Origin of the sequence: Aquimarina litoralis (assembly GCF_019295435.1) — a bacterium.
Taxonomy (GTDB): domain Bacteria; phylum Bacteroidota; class Bacteroidia; order Flavobacteriales; family Flavobacteriaceae; genus Aquimarina; species Aquimarina litoralis_A.
Window position 1 is genome coordinate 53,720 of sequence record NZ_WEKL01000114.1, and the last position, 17,804, is coordinate 71,523.

Genomic DNA, 17,804 nt, shown 5'->3' on the forward strand with positions numbered 1-17,804 from the left:
GATCCACCTAAGGCGGACAGGTTGATGCTTTATTCCGTTCTTAATGATTTTATTGGATTAGCGATAGCAGATTTAATGGCTCTTAGTCCTAATGTAAATGAAGTAATGAATACTGCAATAAGGGCTGCTAAACCAAACATCCACCACTTAATTGATATACTATAGGCAAAACCATCTAGCCACGAATTCATCGCGTACCATGCAATTGGAAATGCAATAAGCGCTGCAATACCTACTAAATAGATATAATCTTTAGATAGCAAGATTACTATCTTTGTTACTCCAGCACCTAATACTTTGCGAACCCCAATTTCTTTTACTCTTCTTTTTGCTGAAAAAGAAATGAGTCCAAAAAGACCTAAGCAGGAAATAAAAATTGCAAGAATTGCGGTAATACTTACGGACTGTAGAATTCCTTCAATTAATAAGTATTGACCACTAACTTTATCCGTTAATCTTGATTGTACATATCTTTTTCTTGATGGAATACTCTCAAAAGCCGTAGTAATCATTTTCTCAATACTAGTTTCATGACCTTCTTGCACACGTACCGTTAAAAACCTATGCTTATCTAATGTTGTGCGATCTCTATAAATATGAACCAAAGGTTCAATGGCATTTTGTAAATCTTGATAATGAAAATCTTTTACAACACCTACTATAGGTTGTTTTATTACATTTTCTCCTTTAGAACCAAGTGTTTTTCCATCGATTGTTTTCCACCCAAAAGCTTTTAGGGCTGCTTCATTTATAATGACGGGATATTCGTCAGCTTGATCTAGGTTTTTGTTAAAATTACGTCCCTTAGTGATTGGAATACCTAATGTTTTAAAATAGGAATCATCTGCATAGGACCTTCGGATTCGTACATCCCTATTATTTGCCTTATCATAATAGGTAGTATAGTTAAAATAATACTCTGATGGTACTGCCTGACTTGTCGAAATACTATTTACATAAGGATTGGACTCTAATTCATTTAAAAGTGCATTAAATTTAGATTGGGCGACATCAAAATTTTTATAATCTAAATCTATATTCCCGACTAAAACATTAGAACGCTCAAAACCTAAATCCGCATTTTTCATAAAACCAATCTGTCGGTTAAGTATAATAGCAACACTTATACACAGAATAGCAATAGTGAATTGAAGAATTATAAATGAGTTGCGTAACAAAAAGTTACTTTTTACCTGTTGGATTTTTCCTTTAATACCTAATGTAACAGGAATTTTTACAAAGCGAAGACTAGGTAATATTGATACTACTAATGTTGCAAAAATTCCAATCAAAATAATTCCTAGAATAACTGGATAATCTTCAAGTATATTAAAAGAAATTCTTCCAAACTCTGGACCAAATGTATCATTAAATCTAGGCAAGTTTACAGTTAAGAAAAGTAACATAGATAAAAGGATAGATACAAAAACCAGAATGCCATTTTCTATACAATATTGAATAATGAGACCTTTTTTATCACTTCCTAGTACTTTTCTCACAGCAATTGTTTTGGTACGACCTAGCATAGTAGAAGCGTTCAGATTCAGAAGGTTAACCAGTATGATTAGTAAAATAAACAATGCTGCTGCAATGGAACTTGTGATAATAATATCGACAACAGGAATAGCATCTGTTCTCATATCAGCGAATGGTATTATCTTCATTTCTGCAATCGAACTTCCATCTGTGCGATTTCCAATAATCAATTCTGTTATACTACTTTTAAGTTTTGTTAGATCACTATTAGGTCTCACTTTGAAGTAGGTAGGAGAAAAACTATTTCCCCAAGTATTCTGAGCGATAAAAGAAGGATTTGTTTCAAGTAGCGTATTAGGAAGTAAAACTTCAAATCTAAAGGAAGAATAAGGACTAATAGGCTCAAAAACTCCTGTAACTTTTAAGTTGAGTGTATCTGCCCCAACTATGGTTTTACCAACGGGATTAATGTCTCCAAAAACTTGTTTACTTACTTTATCTGTAAGTACTATAGAATATTTTTCTTTTAAAGCTGTTGTTTTATTCCCATACTTCAAAGGAAGATCGAATACCTCAAAAAACTCAGGATCAGCATAACTTGTATTATTTTGAAAATCCTTTCCATCGGATGCTAACCACATATTGTTCCAACTGTGCAAATGTGTTCCTGCAAGAACATCTGGAGAGCTATTTAACACGCGATCTAGTAATGGGTATGGTACTTCATTATAATCATTACCGTCTGTTAAAACCGTTTTTGTATAAACAATGTTCTCTTTATTTGGTATTGGACTATCAGCATTATAATAGGCGTATACCGAAAACAAGAGTGTTAATACACTAGATATTCCTATGCTTAAACCAATAAGGTTTAACAGAGAAAGTGTCTTGTTTTTTTGTAAGTTTCTTAGCGATATTTTCAGATAATTTCTAAACATTACTGTTCGTTTTTTGATCCACTTAAGGCGGACAGGTTGATGATTTATTCTGTTCTTAATGAATTAGCAGGATTTGTGGTTGCAGTTCGTATTGCCTGAATACTAACTGTAATGATTGTGATGAGCAATGCACCCAATCCTGCAATTAAGAATGTGGAATAAGATATATTAATACGATACGGAAACTTTTGTAACCATTGACTCATAAAATAATAGGCTAATGGTGTTGCGACAATAAGAGCGATAATAATTAAGGTAATGAAATCCTTAGATAGTTGCATCCATAAATGTGTAATTGAGGCACCTAATATTTTGCGAATACCTATTTCTTTAGTTCTTTGCTCTGCTACAAATGAAGCAAGTCCAAATAATCCCAATAAGCTGATGAAAATAGCCAATACTGTAAAGACTTTGGAGAGACTAGCAACTCTTTCTTCAGCTCGGAATTTTTTCGCATATTCCTGATCTATAAATTGGTAATCAAAAGGCACATTAGGGAAATTCTTTTTAAATACTCTTTCGATAAATCTTAGGTTTTCACTAATACTGTTTTTGGGATTTAATCTTAAATTATAGAAGGATACATTTCCATATCTATCAAAAACATACATCGATTGTTTTACTGGAGTGTACGGAGATTGCATGATGATATCATCAATAACACCTACGATTTTAAGTGGTGGTTCAGGAGTTGGATCGTCAATATCAGAATCTCTTATTAGTTTTCCAATTGGATCTTTAATTCCCATATATTCTACAGCAGTTTTATTCAGAATAACACCTAAAGAGTCTGTTGGAAAATCCCTGGAGAAACCTCTTCCTTCGATAATTTTTGCTCCCAACGTTTCTACAAATTCATAAGAAACACTTGTATGTGCTAGATCTTCCTGAAAACCTACGGGTTTACCTTCCCAAGTATAGCCAGATCTATTAGACCAAACATCGGTAGTAGGACTGCTGGTAGTTGCCATTTCAATAGCTCCACCAGAAGCAATGAATTGATCCCTCATTACATCAGCTTTTCCAATAAATTCGGTGCTCATTACAGGCATTTGAATCAATCCTTCTTTATTGTATCCTGTAGGTCTATTTTTACTATGCTGGATTTGATTCATAACAATCAAAGTACCTATTATCAATGCTATAGATACTGTGAACTGAGTGACCACTAATACTTTTCTTGGAAGTGCTGCAAAACGACCAGCTTTAAAAGTACCTTTCAATACTTTGACTGGGTTGAATGATGATAAATACAAAGCAGGATAGCTTCCAGATAAAAAGGCAGTAACTAGGATAAATAAAATAGATATTATCCAGAAAATTGGATTTGCCCATGGAAAAACAATGGTTTTACTGGCTAGGTTATTAAAACCACTAAGACTAATTAATACAATGGAAATAGCCACTACGAATGAAAGTAAAACGATTAAGAAAGATTCGCTTAAAAATTGAAATATAAGTTGTCCTCGTTGAGAACCAATGGATTTTCTAATTCCTACTTCTGTTGCTCTTTTTTCGGAACGAGCGGTACTTAGATTTACGAAATTGATACAAGCAAGTAGTAGAATGAATATCCCAATAATACCAAATAACCAAACATTTTCAATACGCCCACCAGTTTGAACTCCATTCTCGAAGTCACTTCGCAAGTACCAATCTTTCATTGGAAGCAAAAATATCTGAGGATTAAATTCTGCTTCATCTGGAGAAGCATTTTTCTTTACATCAATAATTTTAGCGGTAACACTTTCCATTGTTGTATTATCGTTAATCTGTACAAACATTTGAAAGGAGTTATTTCCCCAAGAAGTTTTTGCTCTCTCCAGCCATGGCTGTGTGGTGATGTAGTATTTCCAAGGCACTAAATAATCCATATCTTTAAACGAAGTGCTTTCTGGATTATCTTTAAACACTGCAGTGATTACCAAATCATCACGATTATTAATTTTAACAACTTTTTCTAGCGCTGTCTCTTTCCCAAATAATGCTTCAGCACAAGATTCGGATAACATGATTGAATTTTTTTCTTTAAGACCATCTCTAATACCAGCGATGATTTCTAAGTTTAGCATTTCTGGAGCTCCTTCTTGCATGGCATATCCTTGTCTATTGATATTGGTATTTCCATAACGGATATATCTTGGCTGTTCCCAGGAAGACATGATGATATGCTTAAAATTATCGTTGTATTCTTCTCTTAAAGCAAATTCAAGAGGTCTTGGTATAGCAGGGCCTGTATCGACAATGTCGTTAGCAGACTCGTGTTGAAATACCTGAGCAATAGTATCATAGTTCTCGAAATGGCGGTCCTGATTTAGCTCATCATATATCCAAAGCCCTATAAGTATAGTAGCTGCCATTCCGATCGCTAAGCCAGATATGTTTATGAAAGAATACACCTTGTTCTTTAAAAGGTTTCTCCACGCTATTTTAAAATAATTCTTAATCATGATTGCTCGTTTTTTGATGATTTTATGAATGTAGGCTAACTACTTTTTTAATTTTCCATTTACCATTTTGATTATGCCATATAAGGATGAATTTTACAGGGATTGATTCTGCTTCCGGCTCTTGGTTATTATAGAATTTATGAAAACCTATTTGTACGGCTCCATAGTCTTTAATTGGGTAGACTTCTACACTTTCTTTTATTAAAGTTCTTGTTACTTTTCCACAGATATTTTTTTCCGTACTATTTATTATCGCTTCCTTAGAAGTGGATAATCCACCTTTATCATGAAAAAATTCGATATCATCACTATAGATATCTGCCTGTTTTTTTAAATCACAATTATTGTATGCATCAAAAAACTCATTATCCATTTTAATAATAGTATCGTACAGTTCTTTATCTACACAATTATATTCTCTTATTTGAGCAGTGCTTTTTTGTTGTGCTTCACTTTTTAATGAGAAGAAAAATGTTGATATGATCAATGCTATTATTAGTTTCATTTTTTGATAATTAGTAATTGTTTGTTTTTTGATGATTTGATGAATGACCTTTACACTAATACATTTTCGGTAACTTTTTGTCCGTCTAACATTCTTATAATTCGATGGCTATATTTTGCGTCATGTTCACTATGAGTAACCATAATAATGGTAGTTCCTCCTTCATTAAGTTCTATTAATAAATCCATAACTTCATTACCATTAGTACTATCAAGATTTCCTGTAGGCTCATCTGCAAGGATAAGTTTAGGATTATTAACAACTGCTCTGGCAACCGCTACTCTTTGTTGTTGACCACCTGATAATTGCTGAGGAAAGTGATTACGTCTGTGCATGATTTGCATTTTTTCCAACACTTCTTCCACGCGTTTTTTACGTTCCGCAGGCTTTACACCAGTATAAATGAGAGGTAGTTCTACGTTTTCAAAAACAGTCAACTCGTCTATTAAATTAAAACTTTGAAAAACAAATCCTACATTGTGCTTTCGTAGATCAGAACGTTTACGCTCATTGTAACCAGAAACTTCTTCACCATTAAATTTAAAACTTCCTCCATCTGGATCATCCAGTAATCCGAGGATATTTAATAAGGTGGATTTACCACATCCAGAGGGACCCATAATCGCTACAAACTCACCTTCTTTTACTTCAAAAGATAATTTGTTTAATGCGATAGTTTGTACTTCTTCAGTTCTGTAAAACTTTTCTAAGTCAGTTATTTGTATCATTTCGCTCGATTTTTTTTAATTGATTGCTTTTACTTTAAAATTAATTCCTCAGTATCTCCAAAACTGTCGTAGCTAGAGGTTACTACTTTATCTCCTGGAAGTAATCCATCGATAATTTCATAATATTCGGTATTTTGACTTCCTAAGCTTATGGCTACTTTATAAGCAGAGTTTCCATTTTCACTTATTTTATACACCCAGTTTCCACCGGTTTTTTGGAAAAATCCTCCTTTTGGGATTAAAAGAGCTTGTTTTTCTGCACTAAGAGCTACTCGGATTTGTAGGTTTTGTCCTCTTCTAATTCCTTCTGGAACATCACCTTCAAATTGCATGTCTACCTGAAAACGTCCATTATTTACTTGCGTGAATACTTTCTTGATTACCAGTGTGTATGCTTGATTATTAAAACTGAAGGTTCCTTTTTGACCGTTATAGATCCTCGAAATATAATGTTCGTCAATGTCTACACGAACTTTAAAACCGCTAAGTACATCGATCTGACCTAATCGCTCCCCTTTATTTTTAGATTGTCCAATTTCGGCATCCAATGAAGTCAACTGGCCATCTACAGGGGCACGTACGACAAGATCTCCAACTTTTTTTCGCATTAATTCTAAGGCATTTTGCGTTCTAGTATAAGAACTTTGTGCCTGATTTAATTCTAATTTAGTGGAGATAGAATCCTGACTTAATACTTGTTTGGCTAACTGCATTCGTTCTTGCTGATATTTGTAATTGTTCTCAGAAGATTCATATTCTTGTCGTCCTACAGCTCCTTTATCATATAGTCTTTTGTTTAACTCATATACACGTTTTGCTTCAATAAGACTATTTTCTACATCGGTAAATTGATTACGACGATTAATCGTATTTTGCCTAGCTGCATTTTGAGAAATTTGCATTTGGGTAAGTAGATTATAAACTGATGTTTCTTGATTGATAAGACTTAGTTCTAAATCAGTATTAGATAATCGTAAGATAGGCTCTCCTTTCTTCATGATTGCTCCATCTTCAACATATTTTTCTTCAACTCTTCCTCCTTCTAATGCATCTAGATAAATAGTAGTAATTGGTAAGACTATTCCATTTACTGGGATGTTTTCTTGAAAAACATCTTTTTTAATAGTACTAATAGCGATACGCTCCTTTTCAACATTAAGTTTAGAGCCACCCATAGATTGAGTGAAAACAAAGATGATTAATGCTAAAACAAGTAAACCACCTATTAGCATCGTTATACGTGATTTAGAAAATTTCTTTTTTTGAATTGGAACGTCCATGATTGGTTTTTTAATTACAATCTTTACATATTCAAGATGATGCCAAAAAAATAATTAACTGATTATCAGAGTCTAAGGTTTTTTTGTAAAAATAAAAGTGTTCGGTTTTGATACACTTTATGTTCGGAAATAGTACATTTAACAATCCCAAAATTTTTTGTTTTTATAATTTTTACGAGATTAGGATAATATTGTAATATTGTATCGATGATATTAAAGCAAGCTACAATTTTAGTTATAGACGATGATGTAGACGTATTAACTGCATTACGTCTTTTATTAAAGCCTTTGGTAAAAGAGGTAGTTATCGAAAAGAATCCAAGTAATATTGGTGCTCAAATTGACAAAAAGAGCTTTGACCTTATTATTTTGGATATGAATTTTAATGGTCTTGTGAATACTGGTAATGAGGGTATTTTCTGGCTAAATAAGATCAAAAAGCTTAAACCGCAGACTGATGTGGTACTAATTACAGCATATGCAGATATAGATTTGGCAATTAGAGCCTTAAAGGAAGGAGCTTCGGATTTTCTGGTAAAACCTTGGAAAAATGAAAAAATAATAAATACCATTAGCACACTCTTAAAGGCACGAAAATCAAATGCTACAAATAAAAATCCACAAACTATTTCCACCAATACAATAATTGGTGAAAGTGATGCTATAAAGGATGTTTTCCTAAAGCTTAAAAAAGTTGCGCCTACAGATGCAAATGTGCTAATTTTAGGGGAAAATGGTACTGGGAAAGATTTAATAGCTAGAGCTTTACATGATAATTCTAATAGAAAAGATAAACCTTTTGTAAAAGTAGATGTTGGAGCGCTAACATCTTCTCTTTTTGAAAGTGAATTATTCGGATATAAAAAAGGAGCTTTTACAGATGCTAAAGAAGATAGAACTGGACGATTTGAAGCGGCAAATGGAGGTACGTTGTTTTTAGATGAAATCGGAAATATCACATTAGGGCAACAGGTACGTTTATTAACTGTATTACAGAACAGACTGGTAACTCCTTTGGGATCTAATCAAGAAATACCGATAGATATTCGATTGATTTGTGCTACTAATCTAGAGCCTGATGTGCTTGCCAATGAACAAAAGTTTAGAAAAGATTTAATTTACCGTATAAATACGGTAGATATTATGATGCCACCCTTAAGAGATAGAGGAACTGATATTACGCTATTAGCAAAACATTTTATTGGGGTATATGCCGAAAAATATAACAAGAGTCAGTTTACGTTAGATACTGGATTTATATCTAAACTAAAAAAACATGATTTTCCGGGTAATGTAAGAGAGTTACAATATGTTTTGGAAAGAGCGGTTATAATGACTGATGGAAATGTTTTAAAACCTGAGGATTTAGTTTTTTCTTCCATAGAAAGACAAACTAGCAAAACAGCTACATCAACTACAATGAATTTGGATAGTATTGAAAAAAATGCAATTCTTACGGTCCTTGAAAAAAATAAAGGTAATGTTTCTAAATCCGCTAAAGAATTAGGAATCACAAGAGCAGCGTTATATCGAAGGTTAGATAAGTATGAATTATAACGGTTACATTACCAGACTGTTCTTTAGAATCTTAATTCTAGTAGGGCTCATACTAGGGTTGGTTTATGCTATATATGATGAATATACTAGTGTCGCTACCTTATTAAGTTTTGTGATTATATATTTTGCCTATACGACATACACTTTTGTTAAGCGTCGTTTTATGGTAATGGACGATTTTTTTGAAGCAGTTAAGTATAGGGATTTTTCACGTTGGTTTCCAGAAGATAGAGGTCCGAAGGATATTAGATTTTTATATAGAGGTTTCAATGAAGTAAACCGAACAATTAAGGAAATAAATTCCAAAAATGAAGCACAATATGTATATCTACAAAAAATACTAGAAATGGTAGATATAGGTATTATTGCTTATAATTTAGATACAGGTGATGTCTTATGGTCTAATGATTCATTTAGGGAGACATTAGATTTTCCTTCTTTTAAAAATATTCGTTTTGTAGAAGGAAGAAAGCCTGAATTGTATGATGCAATTTTTGAAACGTATCATCGAGAACCAAATTCGATCTCTATTGCCGTACAAAATGAGAAAATAAAAGTATTGATTTCGGACACAGTCTTTCAGGTAAAAGATGATCCATTTAAATTGATTGTATTGCAAAATATCGATGATACCTTAAATCGAAATGAATCTGAAGCCTGGAAAAAGTTATTGAGTGTAATGACACATGAAATCATGAACTCCATTGCTCCAATTTCTTCTTTGGCAGATACCTTACAAACACATTTGCAATTAACGTTAGATAATCCAGAAGAATATCCTTTAGAATTAGAGGATATTCATGCAGGTATTAAAACAATCCAGAATAGGAGTGAAGGTTTATTAAAGTTTGCAAGAACGTATCGTAGTTTGAATAAAGTCACTCATTTGAATCTTGAAAAGAAGAAAGTTTCAGAGCTTTTTGATACCATAAAATTGTTGATGCAACCTTCATTGGATGTGAAGAATATCCATATAGATTTTAAAATAACTCCACCTAAACTAGAGTTGAATATTGATAGCTCTCTGATAGAACAGGTATTAATTAACCTGATCGTAAATGCCGTTGATGCTTGTAAACATCGCGAACATCCACAAATTCGAGTGATTGCAGAACAAAAACCTAATAGAGATATTGTTATTAAGGTTTATGATAATGGAGCTGGAATTCCACAGGATATTATGGAGAGTATTTTTATTCCATTTTTTACTAGTAAATCTACCGGAAGTGGTATAGGTCTTAGTTTATGCAAGCAAATTATGTTGTTACACAAAGGAAAAATCCTTGTAAATAGTAAAGAGGATGAAGGAACCGTATTTAGTTTGGTGTTTTAAACGAAACACTAAATTTTTGTTCTAATACCTTATGATTTTCTTCAATAGTCGAGGTTATTAGTTATACTTTTTGTTAAATATTTTTATTAAAGATATCGTTCTGTATATGAGAAGTAGCGTTTAAAAGGACACTAACTTTTCGGGTTAAGGCAGAGCGGAATTTTTATATATTTTGTTTTTAGTTTCGTTCTTTTTAAAAGCCAAATTAATATTTAACGTTGTTTATGAGAAAGTATCAATCTTTAAATTGAACACTTAGCAGCTATGTTTTTATGCACCTTGTTTCAGAACGTGTCTTAACCATTCTGCTTTTTAATTAAATACAAATTATATTTATTTTTTGATTATTCTCTCGGTATAATATGTTGATTCAGTTTCTATAACCATAAAGTACAATCCATTACTTAAATTACTCATATCTACAGAATATTTTTCATTAATGGTATGTTCTATTTTGACATGGAATTGTGATCCTAGACTGGAAATAAGTGAAATGTTTTTTATATTTTCTTTTGTACTGATAACTATTTTTGAGGAAGTAGGGTTTGGAAAAATAGCGAAATTATTATATTGAAATGTGTTAGTGGATAAAGTAGTGGTGTCAAAGGAGAACCCCGTAGCTGTATCGGTAGCTATTGGGTTACCAAGGGAGTCTTGATATTCTAGAGTTATATCGTAAATACCATCTGCTAAACTGTTTGAGCTAGCTGTAATAATTTCTGGAGTAGATGCAAAATTTAAGCCGTCAATATTTCCGCTAAAAGAAGTTATGTCAGAAAAAGTTAGAACAGTATCATTATTACTTGCATCAGTAAATGTTACTTTAACTGTTCCTGCAAGTGATGTTTCAGGAAGAGTAAATTGTAAGTCTATTAGAGAACTACCTGGTGTCGTTGAAGAGTTATCGACAGGACTGATAAGTACTGGCGGTAAAGTAATAACATCGCCAAATGAGAATCCTGTAGCTGTATCCGTAGCTACTGGATTACCAAGGGAATCTTGATATTCCAGGGTTATATCGTAAATACCATCTGCTAAACTGTTTGAGCTAGCTGTAATAATTTCTGGAGTTGATGCAAAATTTAACCCATCAATGTTTCCGCTGAAAGAAGTTATGTCAGAAAAAGTTAGAACAGTATCATTATTACTTGCATCGGTAAATGTTACTTTAACTGTCCCCGTAAGCGGTGTTTCTGGAATTGTAAATTGTAAGTCAATTAGGGAACTACTCGATGTCGTTGAAGCATTATCCGAAGGACTGATAAGTACTGGAGGTAAAGTAACAACATCTCCAAAGGAGAATCCTGTAGCTGTATCGGTAGCTATTGGATTACCAAGGGAATCTTGATATTCTAGGGTTATATCGTAAATACCATCTACTAAACTGTTTGAACTAGCGATAATAATTTCCGGAGTTGATGCAAAATTTAATCCGTCAATGGTTCCATTAAAAGAAGTTATGTCAGAAAAAGTTAGAACAGTATCATTATTACTTGCATCAGTAAATGTTACTTTAACTGTTCCTGCAAGCGGTGTTTCAGGAAGTGTAAATTGTAAGTCTATTAGAGAACTACCTGGTGGCGTAGTTGAAGCGTTATCCACAGGACTGATAAGTACTGGAGGTAAAGTAACAACATCGCCAAATGAGAATCCTGTAGCTGTATCCGTAGCTGCTGGATTACCAAGGGAATCTTGATATTCTAGGGTTATATCGTAAATACCATCTGCTAAACTGTTTGAGCTAGCGGCAAGAATTTCTGGAGTTGATGCAAAATTTAACCCGTCAATGTTTGCATTAAAGGAAGTTGCATCCGATAGTAGTAAAACAGTATCATTATTACTGGCATCAGTAAATGTTACTTTAACAGTTCCTGCAAATGGTTGTTCAGGAAGTGTAAATTGTAAGTCTATTAGAGAACTACCTGGTGTCGTCGAAGCATTATCCAAAGGACTGATAAGTACTGGAGGTAATGTAACGGAATCATAAGTAATATTAGTATTGATATCACTAAGAAAAGCATTCCCTGTTGTATCTAAATACCCTATTTGGACAGAATAGATGCCATCTGGCAAAAAAGAAGAACTACTAGATGCAACAGAAGGACTGTTTATGATATTAGAACCATCAAGAGTTGTACTGTGTTGTCCTGCATTTTCAAAGGTGTTATCAAAGGTGACAACGACTGTCATTGAACCTATAAATGTTAACATTACGCTTCCTGGCATTGCATCTAAGGGTAATATAAAATCTACAAAAATATCATTAGCAGTAGAGAAATTGGAAGGAGGAGAAGTAAGGGCAGGAGTACTTAAAGCCACTGAAGTACTACTGCAAATAGGATTGGAAGAAATATGATCTAAATTATTTACTTCTGCCGACGCATTATAAATTCTAGCTATAGGACTACAATAGTCATGCGCCTGAGTAGAAACCCAGGAAAATAGAATCATAAACAGAGTAACAATTTTTTTCCATTTAAAAGTGTAGTGTTTTTCCATTTGGAATTATTTTTATCCAATTTATAAAAATATAGTGTATTGATAAAAATTAGGAGACTTTATTATCAAGCAGCAAACATTTTGCTTGGCAAATAATAATTTTACAGAATGTATTTTAACCATTCTACATCTCCCTCAAAACCTATACAAGCCCTTTACAAATCCTTCTTCAAAACAGGTTCGATTTTTTAATTTTGCCCAGGTTTAGTATTTCATATTTCATAAGCATCATTCGTTTTTACTTAACCTTACGTTTCTACATTTATATTATAAAATTCAATATTGTTAGTTAATGTTTTAATAAAGCTTGTTTTATTTGTTTAACAATTATATATATTCGTTAAACAAAACTAATCCAGGATGAAAACTTTTACAAATAATTACTTACTATTTCTCTTTTTTATCTTCTTCTCTTTTAATCTATTAGCTCAAGATTTTCAAGGTAAAGCATACTACTACTCGAAATCTACAATGGAGTTGGGAAGGTGGGGAGCAAGGCTTAGTGAAGCACAAAAGAAACAGGTAGCAGCCCGTTTAAAGAATCGATTAGAAAAGACATATGTGCTAACTTTTGATAAAGCAGCATCTACTTTTAAGGAAGATGAAAAATTGGATGTGGATGTACTTTCTGGAGCCACAGATACTTGGGGTAAAAATTTCTCACCAGGAGAACAATATAAAAATATAAAAACCAATGAGCTTGTACAAAAACAAGAGTTTTATGGAAAAAATTTTCTGGTAAAAGATAAGTTACAATCCATCGAATGGAAAATGGGAGCCGAAACAAAACAAATTGGTGGTTATACCTGCTATAAAGCAACAGCGAATATACCTACCGCAGATCTTACATGGTATGATTTTTCTTGGAGTGAATTAAGAGCTGCAAACAATAAAGAGAATTCTGAAGAAGTTAATATGACCGAAGTAACAGCATGGTATACTCTAAATATACCGGTAAGTTCGGGACCATCTGAATATTGGGGATTACCAGGCTTAATTCTAGAAGTCAATGTCGGTAAAACTACAATGCTTTGCTTTAAAGTAGTGATGAATCCTGAGGAAAAATCAACAATTAAAGCAGCTACAAAAGGAAAAGTTGTTACCAAAAAGGAATACAAGGAGATCATTACTGGCAAAATGCAGGAGATGCGTAATAATAGAGGTAGACAAAGACCTGGAAGAACGGGAAGATAATAGTAATTGTTAGATCCTTACTGATATAAATTCATGAGACTTTTTTTTACACTTATATTTTGCTGCTTGACGGTATATAACGCCTTATGTCAAATTCAACTTCAGGGAACCGTAAAAGATAGCCTTGGTAATCCATTAGAACTTGCGAATATCGTTGCTTTTAATCAGGAAACAAATATTTTACAAGCGTATGGTACCACTGATGCTAATGGGAAATATAAATTAGAATTAACAAAAAATACTAAGTTTAAAATTACTGCCAGTTATGTGGGAATGGAAAATTATGAAGAGATCATTTCCGTTGGTGAAGAAGATATTATCAAAAATATTGTTTTAAAAATGGGTAATTCACTGGATGAAGTTCAGATTACTTACGAAATGCCCGTAACAGTTAAAGGTGATACGTTAATTTACAATGCAGACTCTTTTAATACTGGAACCGAACGCAAGCTCGAGGATGTATTAGAAAATTTACCTGGAGTAGAAATCAATGAAGAAGGACAGGTAGAAGTTGAAGGAAAAGTAGTGAATAAATTGATGGTCAATGGAAAAGATTTTTTCGATGGAGATACTAAGGTGGCTACTAAAAATATTCCCTCTAAAGCAGTTGATAAAATACAAGTCTTAAGAAACTACGCTGAAGTAGGCCAGTTAAGAGGAGTTACAAATAATCAAGACAATGTTGCTTTAAATATCAAACTTAAAGAAGGAAAAGAGAGTTTTTGGTTTGGTAACGTAACCGTTGGAGGAGGAGCATCTACCGATGAAGGACTTTATTTAGTGCAACCCAAATTGTTTTATTACAGTCCTAAATATAGTATCAACTTTATYGGAGATTTTAATAATACTGGAGACGTTGCATTATCTCGAAGAGATATCAGAGGTTTTGGAGGAGGATTTAGAGCTCCGAGTAGAAGTAGTGGAACGAGTATAGATTTAGGAAATAATGACCTAGGATTTCTAACAAGTCAGAACAATGCTACTGAAATTGAAAATAAATTAGGAGCAGCTAATTTTAGCTATTCGCCAAATAAACTTTTAGATATCAGTGGATTTGCAATTTTTAATGTAAGTGACCTTTCATCAAGGCAATTAAGTTTTAATCAATATACAGATGTCGATTTAGGTATCCCAGATGAATCCACTGAACAGAATAATCAGGAAAAATCAGATCAAGGCTTACTTAAATTAAGCGCATCTTATAAACCTAATGTGAACAATCAGATAGATTACGATATTTTAGGGAGAATATCTAAAGATGTACAAAATCAAAATTTTACTTCATCAGTTTTAGGAACTACTACAGAAAGTGAAGAAAATACACCTTATAGTATCAATCAAAGCTTGAAATACTATTACACATTGAATGAAAAAAGTATTTTCGCTTTAGAAGCAGAACATCTTATAAGGGATGAAGATCCTTTTTATAATGCACAACTTCTTAATGATCCAACTAATAATGCTGATCCAGACGCTAGTGATCCATTTGATAATACTGCAGAAGCTTTGGGTTTAGATACCAGTCTTCAGAATTATAACTTAGGCCAAAATAGAAGAATTAAATCCAATCAGTTAGATGCGAAACTTGACTATTTTTATATTATCAATGCAAAAAGTAATCTGAATATTACTTTAGGATCTATTTTTAGTCAACAACAGTTTGATTCCAGATTATTTCAATTTTTAGATACGAATACAGTATTTGATCCTATTCCTACCTTTAATAATGGTCGTGCTACTAATGATACAGAATATACGTTTAGTGATGTATATCTAGGTGCACATTATCGTTTTAAAACCGGTAAGTTTATTATCACACCTGGAGTATCGATGCATTCCTATGGAAATAAAAACACACAATTTGGAGAGCGTTTTGAAGAAAACTTTTTTAGAGTATTACCAGATTTCGAAACTCGAATTCAGTTTAAGAAAAATGAAAGCCTTACGTTTCGATATGATATGAGAAATCAGTTTACCGATGTTACTCGATTAGCACAAGGATTAGTGCTAAATAATTTCAATAGCATTCAATTTGGAGAGCCAGAATTACAAAATGCGTTGTCTCATAATCTAAGTTTGTTTTATTCGAGTTTTAACCTCTTCAATTACACGAATATCTTTGCAAGATTGGCATATTCAAAAAATATAGATCAAATCCGTGGTTTAACTAATTTTGAAAACGTAATAACAACAAGTACTTTTTTTAATTCTAGTTTTGCGGATGAGAACCTTTCTGCCTTTGGACGTATTCAACGTACATTTGGTAAGCTAAGAGCTACACTTAATGTAAATTATAATTATAATAAAATCAATCAGTTTATTCAAGATAGGCGTTCGGTAAATGAAGGGTTTACACAAAGTTATACTCCAGCAATACGAACTAATTTTAAAAAAGCACCGAACATTAGTATACGATATAATTATAGCGTCACGACCAATACTCAAGGATCCAATAAAACCACTTTTTATAGGGACGCACCTTCCATAGATTTTGATGCGTATATCTGGAAATCATTAACCTTTGTTACTGATTACACCTATACTAGACAGCGAAGATCAGGTGGTGATTCTCAATCATTTGATACATGGAATGCTTCCTTATCTTACAGAAAAGATAAAGATGCTAAATGGGAATATGAACTTAGAGCAACTAATATACTTGATGTTCAATCCAGAGTAAATAACAGTGCTAATAACCTGTTTGTATCTTCCACAGAAACTTTTATCCTTCCGAGATTTATTACGTTTAGAGTTCGTTATGTATTATAAGGTTTTTAAATATTCATACAGAGTAAAAGGTTACTTTTTATTTTGAAACTCTTTTAATTCTTTCTCTAATTTTTCAATTTTATCTTCTAATCGCTTAATTCTTGGTTGAAATTCTTCTATGGTAAATCGTTGTTCAATATGCTGAGGGCAATTTACATCCCAAGCATTAACTTTAATTTTAATAATTCGTTCTACCTTGGCAGCATAATCTTTATCAGTAATTTTTTCAAAAAGAGACAAATCTTCATTTGTATTTAGAACAATTTCACCCCAAATTTTTATACGCATTCTGTTTGGATAGTCCATTAAGAAGAGATGCACTTTATTATTTACATCAAAATTACCTACAGAAATATATTGTCTATTCCCAGAATAATCTGCAAAAGCTAAATGTTTCTCGTCTAAAACCTTCAGAAATCCTTTAGGTCCACCTCGGTGTTGAATATATGGTTGCCCATCATTATTTGCTGAGGCCATATAAAAAGAATCCCTTAGTGCCAGAAATGATTGCAAACCTTCGGTTATAGTATCTTGCCAATCTCTTTTCTCTGCCATTTTTTGGTAGGTCTTTCGAGATCCCATTTCTTCCTGGCGTTTTTTGACTTCTGGACTGAATGCAATATCGCTAATGAAACTTTTACTCATAATACTGGTTTTAATATGAATAGATAGTCTCTCTAAGCTATAAAAACTTTCAATTTTTGAAGATAATTTTAGCTAAAAATGACCTTTTAGTACACCCTTATTTAATCTCTTACAAGTTTATAATTTTATGAGTTTTAGAATTAGATTTTCTTGTTTGTCGATTATTTTAAGATAATAGATTCCTTGAGCAAAGGAACTTATATCTATTATTTCTTGGGCATTAGAAATATATGTAGTGAAAACAATTTTTCCATTTATATCATATATGCGAATTATGGAGTTTTCTACATCTTCTATTGTAAATTTATCTGCTATTGGGTTAGGATAAGCAATGATAGTTTTATTTTCAGAAGGATCTGGTGCTTTAGTTTCGCTAATTGGAGTGATAATCCATTGTAGATTTTGATGACTACTAGACGCATCCCATAGC

At 32.7% G+C, this 17,804-nt stretch carries 12 protein-coding genes; 4 read left to right on the top strand and 8 right to left on the bottom strand.

Annotation, left to right across the window (positions count from 1 at the left end; all coding sequences use genetic code 11):
* Positions 1 to 29: 29 nt before the first annotated feature.
* The 5 genes from GBO31_RS26805 to GBO31_RS26825 are packed head-to-tail and all read right to left on the bottom strand — an operon-like array spanning position 30 to position 7,377.
* On the bottom strand, positions 30 to 2,414 hold the full coding sequence (locus GBO31_RS26805; protein WP_219011718.1) for an ABC transporter permease: 2,385 nt from the start codon (positions 2,412 to 2,414) through the stop codon (positions 30 to 32).
* Positions 2,415 to 2,458: 44 nt separating this feature from the next.
* Positions 2,459 to 4,864, bottom strand: a complete 2,406-nt coding sequence (locus GBO31_RS26810) for an ABC transporter permease (protein ID WP_219011719.1) — start codon at positions 4,862 to 4,864, stop codon at positions 2,459 to 2,461.
* Between the two features lie 22 nt (positions 4,865 to 4,886).
* Complete coding sequence (locus tag GBO31_RS26815) at positions 4,887 to 5,369, bottom strand: nuclear transport factor 2 family protein (protein ID WP_246616004.1); 483 nt, start codon at positions 5,367 to 5,369, stop codon at positions 4,887 to 4,889.
* A 50-nt stretch (positions 5,370 to 5,419) separates the two neighbouring features.
* Positions 5,420 to 6,097 carry an ABC transporter ATP-binding protein gene (locus GBO31_RS26820; protein ID WP_219011720.1) on the bottom strand — a complete coding sequence of 226 codons (678 nt, stop codon included), beginning with the start codon at positions 6,095 to 6,097 and terminating at the stop codon, positions 5,420 to 5,422.
* Positions 6,098 to 6,126: 29 nt separating this feature from the next.
* On the bottom strand, positions 6,127 to 7,377 hold the full coding sequence (locus GBO31_RS26825) for an efflux RND transporter periplasmic adaptor subunit (RefSeq protein WP_219011721.1): 1,251 nt from the start codon (positions 7,375 to 7,377) through the stop codon (positions 6,127 to 6,129).
* Between the two features lie 207 nt (positions 7,378 to 7,584).
* On the opposite strand from GBO31_RS26825, the gene GBO31_RS26830 reads away from it, so the two are divergent.
* Complete coding sequence (locus GBO31_RS26830; protein ID WP_219011722.1) at positions 7,585 to 8,934, top strand: sigma-54-dependent transcriptional regulator; 1,350 nt, start codon at positions 7,585 to 7,587, stop codon at positions 8,932 to 8,934.
* On the top strand, positions 8,924 to 10,267 hold the full coding sequence (locus GBO31_RS26835) for a sensor histidine kinase (protein WP_219011723.1): 1,344 nt from the start codon (positions 8,924 to 8,926) through the stop codon (positions 10,265 to 10,267). Before GBO31_RS26830 ends, GBO31_RS26835 begins: the two co-directional genes overlap by 11 nt.
* A gap of 333 nt (positions 10,268 to 10,600) precedes the next feature.
* Here GBO31_RS26835 and GBO31_RS26840 read toward each other — a convergent pair whose 3' ends face one another.
* A complete protein-coding gene (locus tag GBO31_RS26840; RefSeq protein ID WP_219011724.1) occupies positions 10,601 to 12,766 on the bottom strand; it encodes a T9SS type A sorting domain-containing protein in 2,166 nt (721 codons plus the stop codon).
* A 360-nt stretch (positions 12,767 to 13,126) separates the two neighbouring features.
* On the opposite strand from GBO31_RS26840, the gene GBO31_RS26845 reads away from it, so the two are divergent.
* Positions 13,127 to 13,960 (top strand): GLPGLI family protein, encoded by an 834-nt coding sequence (locus tag GBO31_RS26845; RefSeq protein ID WP_219011725.1) that lies wholly within the window; start codon positions 13,127 to 13,129, stop codon positions 13,958 to 13,960.
* 33 nt (positions 13,961 to 13,993) lie between these two features.
* A complete protein-coding gene (locus GBO31_RS26850) occupies positions 13,994 to 16,729 on the top strand; it encodes a carboxypeptidase regulatory-like domain-containing protein (RefSeq protein WP_219011726.1) in 2,736 nt (911 codons plus the stop codon).
* A 30-nt stretch (positions 16,730 to 16,759) separates the two neighbouring features.
* On the opposite strand, the gene GBO31_RS26855 is transcribed toward GBO31_RS26850, so the two are convergent.
* Together GBO31_RS26855 and GBO31_RS26860 are read right to left on the bottom strand one after the other, a co-directional pair.
* The gene (locus GBO31_RS26855; protein WP_219011727.1) at positions 16,760 to 17,374 is read right to left on the bottom strand and encodes a pyridoxamine 5'-phosphate oxidase family protein; all 615 of its coding nucleotides are present in this window, start codon (positions 17,372 to 17,374) and stop codon (positions 16,760 to 16,762) included.
* 117 nt (positions 17,375 to 17,491) lie between these two features.
* Positions 17,492 to 17,804: T9SS type A sorting domain-containing protein (locus GBO31_RS26860; RefSeq protein WP_219011728.1), on the bottom strand; the 313-nt coding region annotated here is incomplete at its 5' end.